Raw genomic sequence first — 17,679 nt, forward strand, 5'->3', positions numbered from 1 at the left:
CCACACCCCCCCCCCAAAAAAAAAAAAAAAAAAAACCCCCCCCCCCCCCCCCCCCCCCCCGCGGGGGGGCCCCCCCCCCCGCGGGGCCCCCCCCCCCCGACGGGGATTGGCTTCCCCACCGATGAGCAGCGTCAGTGTGGTCATCCCCTGCTACAAGTACGGCCATTTCCTCGCCGACTGCGTGAGCAGCGTCCTGGACGAGCAGGACGGCGTTGACGTCCGTGTCCTCATCATCGACGACGCCTCGCCCGACGACTCGGCGGAGGTCGCGCTCAAACTGGCCGCCGCCGACCCCCGCATCGAGGTCCACGTCCACGAGACGAACAAGGGCCACATCGCCACCTACAACGAAGGCCTGCTGGAGTGGGCCGACGGCGACTACGTGGCACTCCTGTCCGCCGACGACCGCCTGGTCCCGGGCGCCCTGGTACGGGCCGCGGCACTGCTGGACGCCCACCCCGAAGCGGGGTTCGCCTACGGGCGCCCCCTGCGCTTCCGGCACGGCGGCCCACTGCCGAAGGCACGCACACGGAGCACCGGGTCGGTCGTCTACCCGGGCCAGTGGTGGCTGGAGCGCCGCTTCCGCGAGGGCACCGGCTGCATCACCTCGCCGGAAGTCGTCGTCCGCACCGGCCTCCAGCGCCGGGTCGGCGGATACGACCCCGCCCTTCCGCACGCCGGCGACATCGAGATGTGGATGCGGCTCGCCGCCCACGCCGACGTCGGCTACGTCCGCGGAGCCGACCAGGCCTACTACCGCGTCCACGGCAAGAACATGTCCACCGTCGACTTCGGCGGCCAGCTCGACGACCTGCGCCAACGCCTCGTCGCCTTCGACTCGGTGCTCGCCAAGTGCGGCGACCGGCTGCCCCACGCCGACCGTCTGGCCGACCAGGTCCACACCCGCCTCGCCCGCCACGCCCTGCGCCGGGCCTACCGGGCCTACGACCGGGGCCGTACCGCAGTCGTACCGGTCGACGCGTGCGTGGCGTTCGCCGAGGAGTGCCTGCCGGGCTACCGGGCGCTGCCCGAGTACCGCGCGCTGCGCCTGCGCAGACGCGTCGGGCCGAAGGCGATGCCGTATCTGCAGCCCCTGGTGTGGTCGGCCGTGGCCGAGCGCGGACGGGAGATGCTGTGGTGGGAGTCGTGGAAGCGCCGCGGTGTCTGATGCGTGATCAGCACCGCTCAGTTGACCACCGGGAGCCCGGCGCCCCGGCGGACCGGTCCGGGGTCCGGGGAGCCGTCCTTCCGCTTCCGGCGACGCGACGCGTACCGGTCGAACCACAGCGCGCCGAGGATCCCGGCGAGAGCACCCAGCAGCGCCGTACCGGCAAGGCCCCGGGTCCTGGTGCCCCGCACCGGGGCGGCGCTCGGGGCGACCAGCACCGATGCGCTGATCCGCGAGGCGGGCGCGATCCCCTGCTCGTTCTGCAGGTCCGTCACATGCCGGGCGTAGACCTCGATGACCCGGCTGACCGCCGTGTCGGCCTCCACGGCGCCGGACCGCTGCGCCTGCACCTGTACCGAGGGGATCAGATAGCGCGGCGTCGCGCTGGTGCCGCTGTTGCGCGGGATCAGCTGGTACGTCCCGTGCACGCCCAGGTTGGCCAACTCCTCGCGCCCCGCAGGCGATTCGAGTTGCTGGACGACGCCGTAGGAGAGGGTGGCGAGCGGAGGTTGGAGATTCGTCAGCTGGTTGGGCTGGTTTCCCGTCACCGGCGGTTTGAGCACGACGACCGCGGAACCGAGGTACCGCGGGGCGGGATGCAGCACCTGGTAGGCTCCGGCGGCCGTCGCCACGAGTGCCAGCAACAGCACGTACCAGCGGCGGAGCAGCGCTTCGGCGACGTCACGAGGCGACACGGGGAATCCTTCCGTCGGCATCGATCCTCGCAGGCGCCGTGCCCGGCCGCCACCGGTTGGGAGTTCTCATGAGCCTCGCCGACCTCCTGGCCATCATGCGCAGGCGCTGGTACTTCATGGTGCCCCTGACCCTGCTCAGCCTTCTCGCGGGCGGGTACCTGTACCGGACCATCCCGGTGTCCTACGAGTCGCAGAGCTCCGTCACGCTGCTCGACTCCACCGCGATCGCCGATCTGGCGCCGACCTTCGGCAACCCCCTGTCGAACGCGGGCGGTTCGCTGGTCGTCACCGCCGATGTGCTGATCAGGACGCTCCAGTCCAGCGACTCCGCCAAGGAACTGCACTCCCGTGGCGTCACGGACCAGTACACGGTCGGTTTCGCGCCCCAGGCCGACAGCCCGCTGCTCACCCTGAGCGTCACCGGAACCGACCGGGCGAACGTGCTCCGGGAGACCACCACCCTCACCAAGTTCACCGGGGAGCAGCTGAAGGCCCTGCAGGCGGCCTCCAAGGTGCCCCCGGTGTACGCGGTGCAGAGCGCCCCGGTCGTCCTGCCGCAGACCCCGGTCTCGCAGTCGAAGGGCCGCTACCAGGGCATCGCGGCGGTCGTCATCGTCGGGATGGTCAGCGCGTTCCTGCTGTCCATCCTGGCCGAGGGCATCGCGGTGGTCCGCCGCAGGGGACGCGCCCTGGCCGGATACGTGCCCCGACGCCACCGCGCCCGGCCCCCCGAGCGGCCCAGGGGCCTGCTGGTGCGCAGACTGGACGCCACGACGATCCTCACCGGCTATCTGGTGCTCGCCTTCTTCGTCCCCTCGAACCTCACCCTGCCGGCGCTGGGCGGTGTGGGCACCCCGGCCAACGTCTTCGCCCTGCTGGGGCTCCTGTGGTACCTCGCGACCTGGCTCGGCGGCCGCATCCTGCCGGCCAGGGGCACCAGGCTGCCCCGCGTGGCCATGTGCGTGCTCGCCGCCGCGGTACTGCTGTCGTACCTGGCCGCCGCGTCCCGCGACAGCTCGCACGAGGAGACCCTCGGGGCCGACCGGGGACTGATCGGACTCGCGGTGTGGGTGGCACTGGTGGTGCTGGCGTCGGCCGGGATCCAGGAGCGCGACCGGCTGGAGACCCTGATGCGCCGGCTCGTCGTCCTGGGCACGGTGGTCGCCCTGATCGGCTACTACGACTTCTTCGCCGCGACCAACATCGCCGACTCCATCCACGTCCCCGGCCTGCACTCCAGTACCGCCGGGCTCAGCGCCATGGACCGCGGCTCGTTCACCCGCCCGCGCTCCACCACGGCCCACCCGCTGGAGTTCGGGGGGATGCTGGCCATCCTGGTCCCCTTCGCCGTCCACCAGGCGTTCGACCCGGTACGCCGCGACGCCGGCGCGCTGCGCCGCTGGGCCCCCGTGGCGATCATGGCGGGCGCGCTGCCGCTGACGGTGTCCAGGACATCCATCATCGGCGTCTTCATCGCGATCCTGGTGATGGTGCCCCGCTGGAAGCCACAGCGGCGCTGGTCCGCGATCGGCATCATCCTGGGCTCGGTGGCCGGCTTCAAGGTGATCATTCCCGGGCTGATCGGGACCATCACCAACCTCTTCGCCAGCTTCCTGTCCAACTCCGACAGCAGCACCCAGGCGCGCACCGTGAAGTACGGCGCGATCGTCCCGTACCTCAGCGAACGCCCCTGGTTCGGACGGGGGTTCGGCACCTTCACCCCCGACCTGTACTTCTTCACCGACAACCAGTACATGCTGACCCTGGCCGAGACGGGTGCCGTGGGGATGGTCGCGCTGCTCGTCCTGTTCGTCACCGGGATACATCAGGGCGGTGCCATCCGCCGGCTCGCCCGCACGGAGTCCGACCGGGAGCTGGGACAGGCCTTCCTCGCGTCGGCCCTGGTCGCCCTGGTGATCAGCGCCACCTTCGACGCGCTCAGCTTCCCCATGTACGCCGGGATGTTCTTCCTGACCCTGGGCGCGGGCGGCAGCTACCTCGGCTTCATCCGCCGCGAGGCGGCCGCGGCCACCGCCGTGACCGAGGTGAAGGCCCCCCCGAAGGCGTCCGAAACCCAGCTCCCCCAACTCGTGGAGTCCCGATGAGCACCGTCGCCGTCGTCGTCGTCACCTGGAACAGCGCCTCGGTGCTGCCCGGCTTCCTCGCCGCGCTTCCGGACGGCATGGCCGGCCTCGACTGGCGGCTCGTCGTCGCCGACAACGACTCCGCCGACGACACCGTCGAGGTTCTGCGGGCGCTTGCCCCGGACGCCACGGTCGTGGAGACCGGCCGCAACGCCGGGTACGCGGCCGGCGTCAACGCGGCGCTGGGTGCGGCCGGCGGGCCGGGAGCCGTTCTCGTCTGCAACCCCGACGTCCGGATGCGGCAGGGCTGCGCCAAACGTCTCGTCGACGGTCTCGGCGACGGGGTCGGGATCGCCGTACCCCTCCTGTACGCCGAGGGCAGGGACACCCCCCATCACTCGCTGCGCCGCGAGTCGAGCGTGCTCCGGGCCCTCGGCGAGGCCGTGATCGGCAACACCCGGGCCGGGCGCTTCCCGGCCCTGAGCGAGCTGGTCACCGACCCCGCCGCGTATCGGCGGCCCACGCGCGCGGACTGGGCGACCGGTGCGCTCGTGGCCGTCTCGGCCGACTGCCTGGCCGCCTGCGGACCGTGGGACGAGTCGTTCTTCCTCTACTCGGAGGAGACGGAGTACTGCCTGCGGGCGCGGGACCACGGATACGTCACACAACTGGAGCCGACGGCCGAGGCCGTTCACCTGGGGGGCGAGTCACAGGTGTCGCCCCGCCTCTGGACCCTCCTCACGCTCAACCGCGTCCGCCTCTACCGGCGCCGCCACGGCCGTCTCGCCACGGCCGCCTTCCGCACCGCCGTCCTGCTCCGGGAGACCTCGCGGGCCGCGCTCGGCCGTCCGGCCAGCCGAGCGGCCGCCGCCGCCCTCGTCCGGCCGGGGGCCCTGCGCGCCACGCCGGGCCCGCAGACGTGGTGAAGACGCACGCTGTTCGCTGACAGAGCCTTTGGGGGGGTCGTGAGTTCAGTTGAGGTCACCGGCAGATCGGATCCGCCCACCAGAACGCCGGCCGACGGATCGAGGCTCCCCTCGCTGACGGGCCTCCGCTTCGTCGCCGCGTTCCTCGTCTTCTGCTTCCACATCTCGATATCGGGGCTGTCGGCCCCGTCGACGGCGCAGCACGCGTTCGCGCGCACGGCCGGTGCCGGCGCCGTGGGCGTCTCGTTCTTCTTCGTCCTCAGCGGCTTCGTCCTGACGTGGTCCGCACGGCCGGATGACACCGCTCGGGCCTTCTGGCGGCGCCGAGCGGCGAAGATCTACCCCAACTACGTGGTGGCCTTCGCCCTCTCCGTCGTCGGCCTGTACGCGACCGGCCACACCGTCGGGTTCCTCGTCGGGGCGGCGAACCTGGGGCTCGTCCAGGCGTGGTGGCCGGACCCGGGCGTCTACTTCGGCGCGAACTCGGTCAGTTGGTCCCTGGCCTGTGAGGCGTTCTTCTACGCCCTCTTCCCGGCGCTGCTGCCCGTGCTGGGGCGTGTCCGCCCGGAGAGGCTGTGGGCGGGCGCCGCGGTGTGTGTGGCGGCCGTGTGCGCGGTGCCCGTGGCGGCGGCGCCGCTGCCCGCCGGGCGCCACTACTGGTTCGTCTACATCTTCCCGCCGGTCCGCCTGCTGGAATTCGTGCTCGGGATGGTGATGGCGCTCCTCGTCAAGAGCGGCCGCCTGCCGCGGTTTCCCGTGTGGTCCGTCGCCGTGCTTCTCGTCCTCGCGTACGCCGTGACGCCGTACTTCCCGCCGGACGCGGAAACGTCGGCCGTCACCGTGATCCCGTTCGCGTTGCTCATCGCCACCGTGGCCGTCGCCGACGTCGAGGGCAGGCGGAGCGTGTGGCGGAGCCGGTGGGCGGTGTGGCTGGGTGAGGTCTCCTTCGCCTTCTACCTGGTCCACCAGTCGGTGATCGTGGATCTGATGCGGGGGCTCGACGCGCAGGGCTCGGCGCCGGCCAAGGCATGGACGCTCACCGCCGCATCGCTCGCCCTCTCAGTGGCGCTCGCGGGGCTCCTGCACCGGTTCGTCGAGGTGCCCGCGATGCGCCGGCTCGGCCGCCGGAGGACGCGGACCAGCGGCCGGCTGGGACCTGCCGGCTCACCGCCCTGACGGCATGGCCGGCCGGCAGACCAGGGCGACGAAGTCGTGCCCCACCTCCGGCAGAGCCGCGTCCTCGGCCGCGAAGCAACGCTCCAGCAGCGCCAGCGTCTCCGGCTCCTGGTCACGGAAGTGGTGCGCGATCCCGGAGAACGCGATGTGCAGCACCGTTCCCCCGTACGGCCGTTCCTCGACGATCTCGAAATGGCGCCGCAGGCCCGGCAGCAGCGCCGCCGCGTCGACCGCCTCCGAGGGGTCGTCCAGCACCATGGACAGCCTGCTGGGCCTGACGACCCGGCGCTTGATCCGGCCGTCGGCCAGCCGGCGCCGCTCCTCGGGGAGCCGGGCCAGCAGGGCGTTGGCCGCGTCCAGCTGGGCGTCGGTCCACTGGAAACGGGTGGGACCGACGAACTCGTCGACCACGAAGGTCCCCCCGGGCCCGATCAGCCGGGCCAGACGCGGCAGGGTCTCGTCGAGGTGGTCGAAGTGGTGCAGCGACTGCAGTCCCAGCAGTACGTCGAAGCGTTCCCCGTCGGCGGCCATCCGGTTGACGTCGGTGACCCGGAAACGCAGGACGTCGGCGAGACCGTTCTCCGCGGCGGCGCGGGTGGCGAAGTCGATCCTCCGTTGCGCCACGTCCACGCCCTCCAGCAGGGAGAACGCGCCGGTCCTCGCCCACAGCAGCTCGTTGCCGCCGGTGCCGCACCCCAGGGACAGGCCGCGCAGATCGGTGCGCGGCGCGAAGTGCTCGGCGGCCACGTACGCGGGAAAGGACGTGTCCGGGTCCCCCGTCATCAGCAGGTTCCACCGCTTGATCACCGCCGGTATCGCCCACCACTCGGTCAGCGACGGGTCGACCCGGGACCAGTGCTGGACCACCCGGGCGCCGCCGCGCACCCGCAGCTTGGCCAGCACCGGGTCGATGTCCAGTGTGCGCACCTTGCGCAGCAGCCGGTCCGCGTCATGTCTGTTGACCAGGTTGTTCAGCATACGGGCTCCGTTCTCACGGCTATGAGCGACTTCGGGGCACCGAGCACCCGCTCGCTGAGGAGCGCCGACCGGGGGAAGAGGTAGCGCATCTCGGCGCGGGTGAGCAGCTCGATGTTGATGACAGCGTTCATCGCCGACTCCGGGCTGTCCGGGCGGCTGTGGACGAGGGGCCAGTGCCGTACCAGACGCGCGCGGGCGGTCAGCGGCAGGAACTGGAAGCCGGGCGCCACGAAGTGCGGTTCGACGGGGAAGTAGCGGTACGGCGTCTGGATCCAGTGCAGCGGGGCCAGCCGCTCGACGGCGGAGACGAACTTCCGGCGCTGGCTGTGCCCGCCCACGTGCTCGATGGTCGAGTTGGAGAACACCAGGTCGTAGCCGCCGTGGCCGCTCAGCTCCGCGGCGACCGCCGGGTCGGTGACGTCGGCGTTCCCCGCGGTGATCCACTCGGGCAGTCCGGCGGGGTGTGACTCCAGGTTGACCAGGTGCACGTGCTTGGCGCGCACCGGTGCCCGCAGCCACATCTCGGCCGTTCCGCCCAAGTCCACGACGCTCATGTTCTCGATGCCCGGGAAGCAGCGCCGGAACCGCTCCCAGCGGGCGGCGCGGAGCCGTTCGCCCAGTGAGCCGGGCGCGTCGACGAATCTGTTCCTGAGGGCACGGGAGCGGGGCACGGGATCAACCACCTGAGGTCGGAGCGGACGGGGAACAAGCCTCAACTGGGCTGCTGCCATTGGGTGTAGAAGCTGGCCGGGTTCATCAGGTACCGGACGGTGGGGTGGGGCACATGGACGACGCGGTGCGTGCGGCCGTACCGGCGGATCAGCTCCCAGTCCTCACGGGGCAGCACCTCCGGGGTCCGGCGCAGACGGCTGAAGCGCAGTGAGCGGGTGCGGCGGGCGACGAAGGCGTTGGTGTCCAGGAAGGACTCGCGGGCGGCCCGGCGCCGGTCGTAGGGCACCGACAGCACGTCCTTCTCGCTTCCGTCGGGCAGCACGCGGCGCAGCGCCGTGTAGACGCCGTCGGGTCCGTCCGGGGACTCCAGGACGGCCAACGCCCGCTCCAGATGGTCGGGTTCCCACAGGTTGTCGTCGTCCAGGAAGGCCACGTACCGCGAGCGGGTGAGGCGGATGCCCACGTTGCGCACGACGCCCGCGACACCGGTGTTGCGGGCCAGCGAGACCGCGAACAGCCTTGGGTCCTCGGTGAGTTCGGGAAGTCCGGCGCCGTCGTCGACCACGATGACGACCTGGTCGTGAACGGTCTGCTCCAGGGCCGAGCGCACCGCGGCCCGCAGCGCCTCGGGACGGCGGTGGGTGGCGATCACCGTGGCGACCAGTGCCCGGGGCGGCGAGGGCAGGCCGGCGGCCAGCCGTCGGGTCTCGGCGTCCTCGATCCGCCGCAGCCGCACCGCGCCGGGCGCCAGCAGGACCTTGTTCCTGGCCTCGAAGAGCACCAGCCAGCCGAACAACGCCTTGAGCAGCGTCCAGGGCGCCCGCGCGACACGGCGCGTCATCGCGCCGCTCACGAGGCCGGCTCCGGCCGGACCGGGCGGCCGTCGGACATCCGGTTGCCGCGCCACACGTTGCCGGCGCCGCCCGCGTTCCAGTGGGCGACCGTGCCGTAGCCGCCGGAGGCGGGGTGGTACTGCGTGGAGAAGACGTTGTTCGTGACCGTGATCCCGGTGGCGCCCGTGTCGCCGCCGTAGAGGGCGTACGCTCCGCCGGCGATCCAGTTGTCGTCGACGGTGACGTTGCGGACGACCCCGCTGTCCGCGAACAGGCCGACGGCGCCCGAGGCCCCCTGTTTGAGACTGGTCGGGTTCAGCAGGGTGTTGTGGCGGATGACCAGCTGCCCGGTGTTGCCGCCGCTGCTGATCACCGCGTCGGTGTGCTGCCATTCGCCGCCCTTGTTGACGAACGGGGCGAGGTCGTGGACGTAGTTGTCGTGCAGACTGCCCTGTCCCATGGCCAGTGCGTCGCCGAACACCGAGACGTCGCACCAGCCGACCTCGACGGAGCTGGTCCCCATGTTGGACACCGCGTAGTCCACGCCGCCGTTGTCCGGCCCCTTGCCCGGTACGGCGGTGACGGTGGAGTGCAGGACCCGCAGCCCGTGGTGGCCGGGGCGCAGGTTGATGCCCCACCAGCTGTCCGAGGTGACCCTGGTGTCGATGACGGTGACGTCGTCGGCGTAGACGTCGAGCGAGCCGGTGATGTCCCAGCCGCGGATGACCGTTCCGTCGGTACGGACGGCCAGGTAGCCCGTCCTGTGTGGCGTGAGGGGGATACGGGGGCCGGTGGTGCGGGCGTCGGGGAAGCCGCAGTCGCCGGGGGAGGCGCACGCGGCTTTGGCCGCGGGTTTCCCGGACGAGCTGCTCGGGCCGGCCGTCGCCCCGGGCTTCGCCGCCGGGGACGGTGTGGCGGCGGGGCTCCCTGCCGCCCCACCGGCCGAGGCCGACGGGTCGGCGCCCGCTGTCGCCGGGGACCCGCTCGCCGGGCAGGTCAGCGCGGTGTCCGGGCAGTGCGGCGCCGCGGACTTCTCCGGTCCCGAGCAGGCCGTGCCCATGACCACGAGTAAGGCCGCCAGCAGCGGCGGCGCGAGCGAGCTGCGGCTGATACGCCGTGGCATCGGGCTCACCTCATGTCCTGTGGGGTGGACCGGACCGGTGTGGACGCCCGGTGCCGGCCGGGGTGGGGCCGGTCGGCCCGGTCGAGGCCGCGCAGGAAGTCGCGGCTGGGCAGTACGCAGACCGTGTAGCCGGCCAGGGCGACCGTGCCGATGGCGAGGAGTGCGAGCCGCCCGTCGCCGAGCGGCCGCTCCAGGCCGAGGATGATCACGGCCATCGCGGCTCCGCCGAGGAAGGGCCATGCGCAGGCCCTGGCGATCCGGCCGACCCCGATGCCGCCCCGGCCGAGCGCGATCAGGAACACGGGCACCACCAGGCCGCCGGCCACCAGGACATGGCCCTGGGAGACGCCGACGATGCCGTTCAGGTGCGCGGCGAGGAGGAGTACCGGGATCAGGGCCGCCAGCCACAGGCCCTGCACCAGGAAGAGCGAGCGGCGCTGTCCGATCGCGACCAGGCAGTCGTAGGCGAGTTCGGCGCCGATGCGGATCAGACCGAGAGCCATCAACCAGGGCAGGGCCGCCGCGGCCGGGGTCCACCGGCTCCCGTAGATCAGCCGGATGGCCGGCTCGGCGAGGCCGGCCAGCAGGACGCAGAGCGGGACGGTTCCCGTGATGACCACGCCCAGGGCGCGGCTGAAGCCCTGGGCGAGCGCCTGCGGCGAGGCGGCCAGCCTGGAGAACCCGGCGAAGGAGACGCGGCGGGCGGCCTCGGAGATGATTCTCACGGGCCAGCCGGAGATGTTGAAGGCGAGCACGTAGAAGCCCAGGGACACGTTGCCCAGCGTCGCGCCCACGACCATGGTGTCGATGTTGACCACCGCCAGGGCCAGCAGGCTCGCCCCCGCCAGCGGCAGCCCGAACCTCAGCAGCGCCCGGGCCTGTTCGGGGTCCCAGCCGTATCTCAGGGTGCCGGGTGCCGCGAGTCCGCAGCCGATCAGCGTCACGACGTTGCCCACCACGGCTCCCCAGGCGAAGCTCATCGCGCCCTGGCCCTCGAAGGCGAGCAGCAGCGTCACGGCCGTGCCGAGCACGAAGTTGAGCCCGTCGACGGCCATCCGCCTGCCCTGGGCGAACTCCCGGGTGAGGAAGCCGCCGGGCACCTGGGCCACCCCGTCGATCACCACGCACAGGCACATCACCCGCAGGACGCCGGCGGCGTCGGGTGAGCCGAGGAGACCGGCCACCGTCGGCGCCGCCGCGAACAGTGCCACGTACAGCAGGCCGCTGGAGAGGGTGCTGAGGGTCAGCACGGTCGGCGCGAACCGCCGCGCGTCCCCCTCCCAGCGGACGATGGCCAGGCCCACGCCCAGCTCGTTCGCGGACAGCAGGACCAGCAGCACGGTCTGGGCGATGCCGTACACGCCCCATTGCGCGGGGCCCAGGGCGAAGCGTGCCAGCACGATGCCGGTCGCGAACGTCCCCAGGCGCAGGACGACGGTGTTGATCAGGCTCCAGCGGGCCGCCGACCGGACCTTCCGGCCGAGCGAGGCGGCAGCGGGGAGTGCGGGGTCGGGGAGTGGGGGAGCGGGGAGTGGGGGAGCGGGGAGTGGGGGAGCGGGAGGAGCGGGCGCGTCGCTCGTCTCACCGGTCCCGCTGCCCGGTGCGCGGGCGATGTCCATGAGTCGACTCCTCGTCGAGCGGCTCTGCGGCGGACGCGACGGCCATGGCGGGCCGTTGCGCGTGGGGCTCGGCGGCGATCGGCCCGTCCACGGCGGACTGCGACCAGCTCGGCGTCCGCCGGATGGCGAGCGTCTCCTCCATGACCGCTCCCCCGGTCGAGGAAGCGGGGGCGGCCGTCTCCTCCTCCGGCTCGGCGGACCTGGCCTCGGTGGACCCGGCCTCCGTGGACCTGGCCCCGTTGGGCCCGGCCTGCGGCTCCGAAGGCCCGGTCGCGGGCTCGGGCGCCTGCGACGACGATCTCTTGCGGGCCTCCACGTAGAAGGCGGCGACCAGGGTGATCACCAGGCCCAGGGCCCCGGCCATGACCATGTACTCGATCCGCGTCTTGGTCTGCGCCACCGGGTTCTGCGGCGGCACGATCGTCGTCATCCGGATCATGGCCCTCGGGGCGACCGACTGCTGCTTCTGGAACTGGTCCAGCCGTTCCCTGGCGTACGAGGTCAGGATCTTGTCCGAGGCCAGCACGGAGGCCTTGTCGGTGCCGGTGACGGTGAGCCACATCAGCGGCCCCTGCGCGTTGTCGGCGAGCTTGGCCGCGAACGTGCCTTTGGCACCGAGGGACTTGAGGTCGCGCAGCGAGTCGTCGGAGTCGAGGTTGCGGGCCAGGCTGTCGGCCATGCCGGTGAGCGAGGTCTGGGTGCTGAGGAAGGGGTTGCCGTCGTAGGCCTGCGTGGCCTTCTGGGAGTTCAGCAGGACCACCGTGCTCTGCGACTGGTACTTGACCGGGACCAGCACGGTCGCGCCGGCGATCAGGCCGGCGGTCAGCAGCAGTCCCGGCAGCAGGACGTACCAGCGCCTGCGCATGACCCGGAAGATCTCAGCGAGATCCATGACGGTCCCCCCTAGCGACCAGACGTTCGACGAGCATATGTGGCAAGCGGATCATATGGGGAGCGTTCGGTTCATGGGCTCGTCCGGTGATCGGTCGGTCGCGGCCGGGTGTTCGCGGTGCCGCCGGTCAGCAGCACCTCGGCGATGCGGTCGCTCGCACGGCCGTCCCACAGGTCGGGCCGGCGCGGCGCGGGCGGGGCGTCCAGCACCCGGCCCACGGTGGCCACGATCCGCGCCGGATCCCGGCCGGCCAGCACGTTCGTACCCTGATCGACGGTGACCGGCCGCTCGGTGTTGTCCCGCAGGGTCACGCACGGCACGCCCAGCGCGGTGGTCTCCTCCTGTACGCCGCCGGAGTCGGTCAGCACCACGCGGGCCGAGTCCTGCAGGGCGATGAAGTCCAGGTACCCGGCAGCGGGCACGAGCCGGATGCCTCCGGGGACGCCGATCTCGGTCAGCCGGCCGGCCGCGCGCGGGTGCACGGGCAGCAGGAGCGGACAGCGGCCGGCGATCTCGCCCAGGGCCTTCAGCAGTCCGGAGAGCACCTCCGGATCGTCCACGTTGGCCGGGCGGTGCAGGGTGACCAGGCCGAACTCGCCCTTGGACACGCCGTATCGGCTCAGGACGTCCGAGGCCCGGGCCCGTTCCAGGTTGGCCAGCAGGGTGTCGATCATGACGTTGCCGACCAGGTGGATCTGATCCTCCCGGTATCCCTCCGTGCGCAGGTTGTCGACGGCGTCGGGGGAGGGGGCCAGCAGATAGTCGCTGACGCGGTCCGTGGCGACCCGGTTGACCTCCTCCGGCATGCTCCAGTCACGGCTGCGCAGACCGGCCTCGACATGCGCCAGCAGCGGTCCCGCCTTGGCGGTGACCAGGGCGCAGGCCAGCGTGGAGTTGATGTCGCCGACCACCACGACGACGTCCGGGGACACCTCGTCGAGGAGCGGCTCGAACGCGGTCATCACACGGCCGGTCTGCTCGGCGTGGGTGCCGGAGCCGACCCCGAGGAAGCGGTCGGGCGGCCGGATACCGAGGTCGGCGAAGAACACGTCGTTCATGGCCGGGTCGTAGTGCTGTCCGGTGTGGACGAGGACCACCTCGGCGCCCCGGCGTTCCAGGGCGTCCATCACCGGTTTGATCTTCATGTAGTTGGGGCGGGCCCCGGCGACGCAGACGATGCGCGGCATGGTTCAGAGCACCTCGATCGTGGGCCCCGACGGCAGTCGCCGGCGGCAGTCCAGGACGAAGGGGGCGTGGGCGGCGACGAGTTCGTAGTCGAAGGTGTCGTGGTCGGTGAGCAGGACCACCACGTCGGCGTCCGCCAGCTCCTCGCGGGTCGGCTCGACCCGTACCAGTCGGGTGTCCATCGGCAGGCTCTCGACGACGTGCGGGTCGGCCGCCCTGACCTGGGCCCCCATGTCGAGCAGCAGCTGGGAGATGCGCAGCGCGGGCGACTCCCGGGCGTCGCCGGTGTTCTTCTTGTAGGCCAGACCGAGCAGCAGGATCCGCGAGCCGTTCACGGACCGGCGTCTGGTGTTGAAGAGGTCGCTGATACGGCGGGTCACGTACTCGGGCATGTGGTTGTTGATGTCGTTGGCCAGCTCCACCGACCGGAAGCTCTGGCCGAGTTCGCGTTGCACCCGCCAGGACAGGTAGGAGGGGTCGATCGGCAGGCAGTGGCCGCCGACGCCCGGTCCGGGCGTGAACTTCATGTAGCCGAAGGGCTTGGTGGAGGCCGCGTCGATGGCCTGCCAGACGTCGATGTCCAGGTGGTGGGCGAACATCGCGATCTCGTTGACCAGCGCGATGTTCACGTGCCGGAAGGTGTTCTCCAGCAGCTTGGCGAGTTCGGCCTCCTTGGGGGAGCCCACCGGCACGGTGGTGTCGACGAGCTGCCCGTAGAAGTCCTGGACGGCCCTGAGGGAGGCCTCGTTGACGCCGGAGACGACCTTCGGGGTCTCCTTGAAGCCCCACACGGTGTTGCCGGGATCGATCCGTTCCGGGCTGTAGCCGAGCTGGAAGTCGGCGCCCGCGGTGAGCCCCGAGCCCTCCTCCAGGATCGGGGCGAACAGCTCCTGGGTGGTGCCGGGATAGGTCGTCGACTCCAGGACGACCGTCGCACCGGGGCGCAGATAGCGGGCGAGGGTGACCGCCGACTCCTTGATGTACCGCAGGTCGGGGGTGCCCTCGTGCAGCGGGGTCGGGACGGTCACCACGGCGACGTCGAAACCGCCGCAGTCGCGGGCCGACTCGCTCGGGCGGTAGGTGCCGTCGTCCAGTGCCGAGCGGATCCGCTCCGAGGAGACGTCCTCGACGAAGGACTCACCGGCGGCGAGGCTCTTGATCCGCCGGGTGTCGACGTCGTAGCCGATCACCTCGTGTCCGACCTCGGCGGCCCGGATGGCCAGCGGCAGGCCGACGTATCCCTGTCCAACCACGACGACGCGCATCAGTGACTCCTGTTCGCGGGGGCGGTCGACGGGGTGAGCCGGATCAGCTCCCGCGCCGTCATGAGGAGGAAGGAGACGTTGGTGGTGAGGTAGCGGCGGCCCAGGCGGCGAGGTTCCTGCAGCGCGCGGTAGAGCCACTCCAGGCCCCAGCGCTGCCACGACTCGGGGGCCCGCTTGGTGACCCCGGCCAGGATGTCGAACGAGCCGCCGACGCCGTGCACGACCCGGGCGCCGGTGCGGGGGCCGTGCGCGGCGGTGAAGATCTCCTTCTTCGGCGAGGTCATGCCGAGGAAGAGCAACCGGGCGCCGCTGCGGGCGATGCCGTCCGCGACCGCCTCCTGCTCGCGGTCCTCGAAGTAGCCGTTGCGACTGCCGGCCACCTTCAGGCCGGGGAAGCGGTCGGCCACCCGGAGCAGCATCCGCTCCAGCACCTCCTGCCGGGCGCCCAGGAAGTACACGGAGATGCCCGACGCCTCCGCCTCGGCCAGCAGCCGCAGGAAAAGGTCGATCCCGGCCACCCGCTCCGGCAGCGGGGCGCGCAGCACCCGGCCGGCCCACACCACGGCCTGTCCGTCCGCCAGGACCAGATCGCAGCCGGAGACGGCCTCGGCGAGCCGGGGATCGCGCCGCATGTTCACCAGTTTCGCGGCGTTGACCACGCCGATCTCCAGCTGCCCGCCGTCCCGCACCGCGTCCAGGCAGCGCTCCACGGTCTCGTCCATGGTGAGCGGGTCCAGCTCGACCCCGAACAGCGTCCGCCGTCCGCTCATATCCGGCCCCCCTGCCAGGCATGGAGCATCCAGCCGAACTCGTACGGCCGGCATTCGCGGTCCACGGACAGCGGGCGGTACACCCGGTCCAGGGATTTCAGCCGCAGTCCGGGAGCGATTCTGGTGGACAGGCCCCTCGCGGCGCGTACGGCCTTCTTCGGGTCGCCCCGGAAGACCTTGCGCCAGGTGGCGCCCAGCTCGTCGAGGATCATCGGCTCCCGGTGCCCCCCACCGGTCAGTTCGGGTACGTCCGTCATCCAGCGCAGACCCTTGCGGACCGCCGCGCCGAAGTCGGAGCCACCGGCGTCGGTGAGGTCCAACAGGGCGGTCGGCGCCATCGCGTGCTGGTGGACGCTGTAGACCGGGTAGCCCTCCACAACACCGCCGGTGCGCGCGTCGTAGTGCCACCACCACTGCCCGCCGTCGCCCTGCAGCTCACAGATGCGCTCCGCGCACGCCTCGGAGGCGGCCAGCGCCTCCGGATCGCCGCGCCCGTCGCCGCTGGCGTGCGCGCGGGCCAGGGCCTGCAGCGGATACGTCTGGTCGGCGAAGCAGCTGACATGCGCCCGGTACCAGGGGACCAGGCCGGGCCCGGTGGCGTGCGGGAACAGCGGACTGTTCCCGATCCGAGCTCTCAGCAGGCGGTCACGAGCCATGCTGAAACGTCTCTCCACGTCGACCGTGTCGCGGGCCGCCGCGAGGGCGGACAGCACCCAGGCCGCCTCGACCGTGTACTGCGGCAGGCCCTCCACGTCCAGGGCGTCGACGCGGGCGAGGGCGTCGGACAGCTTGGGGTGTTCGGTGTCGGCGGCGGCCCAGGCGATGAGCGCCGCGTCACCGAGATTGGTCACCGCGGGCAGCGACTCGACCAGCAGACCGGCGAACTCCTGGGCCGTACGCCCGCCGAGCACCGCGTACTGGCGGTCCTCGGGGAGGTGACGGGCCCCCAGCACGGTGATGGCCGCGTACCGGGTGCTGATCCCCCGCCGCTCCAAGGTCCAGGAGCCGTCGCCCTCCTGATGTCCCGTCATGGTGAAGGCGAAGGCCTCGCCGCCGGGGAGCAGCATCGACGGCAACCCCGACTCCGCCAAGCCGAGCAGTCGTTGGGCGAGTGCGAGCAGCGACGGGTCCTCATGACCGAGCGCCGCCAGACGTGTGGTGGTCATCGTTTGGGCACACCAACCCCCCTGTGGGTCCTGTTTGTGCGCAGACTCGACAGCGCCTCGGCACCGATGGCCGGGCGGCATAAGACAAGGCAGACGTCAGCCGTCAGCCGGCGGAGCGGTCGTCGCTCCTGGCCGCGGGCACAGGTGTCGCCACCACCCCGTAACCCCCCCTGGGCACTTGGCTTGTGCGCTCATTGTGCGTGGACTGCACAGTTCGCGCACATGTTATGCCTGCAGATGGTCGAGGATTTGCCTTTTGAGGGAATCAGCTGGAAACAACTGTCATGCCCGCTCGACGAGTTCGCCGTCCTTCTCGTCGTACAGCGCCCCCGTCTCGGGGCACTCCCACGCGCCGGGCTCGCCGCCGCGTTCGGTCAGTCGTACGCCGGCCCGGCCCACCCAGCCGATCCGGCGCGCCGGCACACCGGCCACCAGCGCGAAGTCCGGTACGTCACGGGTGACCACGGCACCCGCCGCGACCAGCGCCCACCGGCCGACGCGCACCGGCGCCACGCACACCGAACGGGCCCCCAGCGACGCCCCCTCGCCCACCACCACGGCCACGGCCTCCCAGTCGCCCCCGCGCTTCAGCCTGCCCCGAGGGTCAACGGAGCGCGGGAAGTGGTCGTTGGTGAGGACCGCCGCCGGCCCGACGAACACCCCGTCACCGAGCACCGCGGGTTCATAGACCAGCGCGTGGTTCTGGAGCTTGACGTTGTCGCCGATCCGCACCCCCGGGCCGACATACGCTCCCCGGCCCACGATGCAGCCGCCGCCCAGCCGGGCGTCCTCACGTATCTGGGCCAGGTCCCAGACCGTCGTACCGTCCCCGATCGTGGCCCGCTCGTCGACCTGCGCGGTCGGCTGCACCTTGAAGTTCACCGGGCTGAACCTTTCTTCTACAGGCACCTGAAGCACCGGACGGCGAAGGCGTGTTCAGCGCATCACCCTACTGACGCCGGGCTCGCCGACGGGAGGATTCCGGCACACCGAGGATGAGTGGCGGGCCGGGTGCGGTGCGTACTCACCCGTGACGAGCGGCACCCGGATGCGAGGATGAGGCCGTCATGACTGCCGGGTGGTGTGCGCGCACGACGCGGGCCGCGGTGTTCGCCGCCGTCTGCGTG

16 protein-coding genes are annotated in these 17,679 nt (G+C 71.7%); 4 read left to right on the forward strand and 12 right to left on the reverse strand.

Annotated features, from left to right (window positions below):
• The first annotated feature begins 121 nt into the window (after positions 1–121).
• Positions 122–1,168, forward strand: a complete 1,047-nt coding sequence (locus ACFYMM_RS17080; protein ID WP_388387098.1) for a glycosyltransferase family 2 protein — start codon at positions 122–124, stop codon at positions 1,166–1,168.
• 17 nt (positions 1,169–1,185) lie between these two features.
• Here the strand turns inward: ACFYMM_RS17080 and ACFYMM_RS17085 are convergent, their stop codons facing one another.
• Positions 1,186–1,863: a hypothetical protein gene (locus tag ACFYMM_RS17085; RefSeq protein WP_388387100.1), complete on the reverse strand. Its 678-nt coding sequence runs from the start codon at positions 1,861–1,863 to the stop codon at positions 1,186–1,188.
• Positions 1,864–1,931: 68 nt separating this feature from the next.
• Between ACFYMM_RS17085 and ACFYMM_RS17090 the strand changes: the two genes are divergently transcribed.
• From ACFYMM_RS17090 to ACFYMM_RS17100, 3 genes are read left to right on the forward strand one after another with little or no spacing between them, the layout of a single operon-like run.
• Positions 1,932–3,968 carry an O-antigen ligase family protein gene (locus ACFYMM_RS17090; protein WP_388387102.1) on the forward strand — a complete coding sequence of 679 codons (2,037 nt, stop codon included), beginning with the start codon at positions 1,932–1,934 and terminating at the stop codon, positions 3,966–3,968.
• On the forward strand, positions 3,965–4,873 hold the full coding sequence (locus ACFYMM_RS17095; RefSeq protein WP_388387104.1) for a glycosyltransferase family 2 protein: 909 nt from the start codon (positions 3,965–3,967) through the stop codon (positions 4,871–4,873). Before ACFYMM_RS17090 ends, ACFYMM_RS17095 begins: the two co-directional genes overlap by 4 nt.
• Positions 4,874–4,912: 39 nt before the next feature.
• Positions 4,913–6,049, forward strand: a complete 1,137-nt coding sequence (locus tag ACFYMM_RS17100) for an acyltransferase family protein (protein ID WP_388387106.1) — start codon at positions 4,913–4,915, stop codon at positions 6,047–6,049.
• Here the strand turns inward: ACFYMM_RS17100 and ACFYMM_RS17105 are convergent.
• The 11 genes from ACFYMM_RS17105 to ACFYMM_RS17155 form a co-directional block, all read right to left on the reverse strand.
• Positions 6,038–7,027: a class I SAM-dependent methyltransferase gene (locus tag ACFYMM_RS17105; protein ID WP_388387108.1), complete on the reverse strand. Its 990-nt coding sequence runs from the start codon at positions 7,025–7,027 to the stop codon at positions 6,038–6,040. The genes ACFYMM_RS17100 and ACFYMM_RS17105 overlap by 12 nt on opposite strands.
• Positions 7,021–7,698, reverse strand: a complete 678-nt coding sequence (locus ACFYMM_RS17110) for a class I SAM-dependent methyltransferase (protein ID WP_388387110.1) — start codon at positions 7,696–7,698, stop codon at positions 7,021–7,023. The genes ACFYMM_RS17105 and ACFYMM_RS17110 overlap by 7 nt, the downstream gene beginning before the upstream one ends.
• A 41-nt stretch (positions 7,699–7,739) precedes the next feature.
• Entirely contained in the window at positions 7,740–8,540 is an 801-nt protein-coding gene (locus tag ACFYMM_RS17115) for a glycosyltransferase family 2 protein (RefSeq protein WP_388387112.1), read from the reverse strand.
• Between the two features lie 8 nt (positions 8,541–8,548).
• Complete coding sequence (locus ACFYMM_RS17120) at positions 8,549–9,655, reverse strand: hypothetical protein (RefSeq protein ID WP_388387114.1); 1,107 nt, start codon at positions 9,653–9,655, stop codon at positions 8,549–8,551.
• Between the two features lie 5 nt (positions 9,656–9,660).
• Positions 9,661–11,274, reverse strand: coding sequence for an oligosaccharide flippase family protein (locus ACFYMM_RS17125; protein ID WP_388387116.1), 1,614 nt, complete (start codon positions 11,272–11,274; stop codon positions 9,661–9,663).
• Positions 11,237–12,166, reverse strand: coding sequence for a chain length determinant protein (locus ACFYMM_RS17130; RefSeq protein WP_388387118.1), 930 nt, complete (start codon positions 12,164–12,166; stop codon positions 11,237–11,239). Before ACFYMM_RS17130 ends, ACFYMM_RS17125 begins: the two co-directional genes overlap by 38 nt.
• Before the next feature lie 71 nt (positions 12,167–12,237).
• Entirely contained in the window at positions 12,238–13,353 is a 1,116-nt protein-coding gene (wecB, locus tag ACFYMM_RS17135) for a non-hydrolyzing UDP-N-acetylglucosamine 2-epimerase (protein WP_388387120.1), read from the reverse strand.
• 3 nt (positions 13,354–13,356) lie between these two features.
• Positions 13,357–14,616, reverse strand: a complete 1,260-nt coding sequence (locus ACFYMM_RS17140; RefSeq protein ID WP_388387122.1) for a nucleotide sugar dehydrogenase — start codon at positions 14,614–14,616, stop codon at positions 13,357–13,359.
• Positions 14,616–15,386: a WecB/TagA/CpsF family glycosyltransferase gene (locus ACFYMM_RS17145; protein ID WP_388387124.1), complete on the reverse strand. Its 771-nt coding sequence runs from the start codon at positions 15,384–15,386 to the stop codon at positions 14,616–14,618. Before ACFYMM_RS17145 ends, ACFYMM_RS17140 begins: the two co-directional genes overlap by 1 nt.
• Positions 15,383–16,552, reverse strand: a complete 1,170-nt coding sequence (locus tag ACFYMM_RS17150; RefSeq protein ID WP_388387126.1) for a hypothetical protein — start codon at positions 16,550–16,552, stop codon at positions 15,383–15,385. Before ACFYMM_RS17150 ends, ACFYMM_RS17145 begins: the two co-directional genes overlap by 4 nt.
• Before the next feature lie 282 nt (positions 16,553–16,834).
• Positions 16,835–17,434 (reverse strand): acyltransferase, encoded by a 600-nt coding sequence (locus ACFYMM_RS17155; protein ID WP_388387128.1) that lies wholly within the window; start codon positions 17,432–17,434, stop codon positions 16,835–16,837.
• Positions 17,435–17,679: the final 245 nt, after the last annotated feature.

The sequence above is a fragment of the Streptomyces sp. NPDC006739 genome, assembly GCF_042869815.1.
GTDB lineage: Bacteria > Actinomycetota > Actinomycetes > Streptomycetales > Streptomycetaceae > Streptomyces.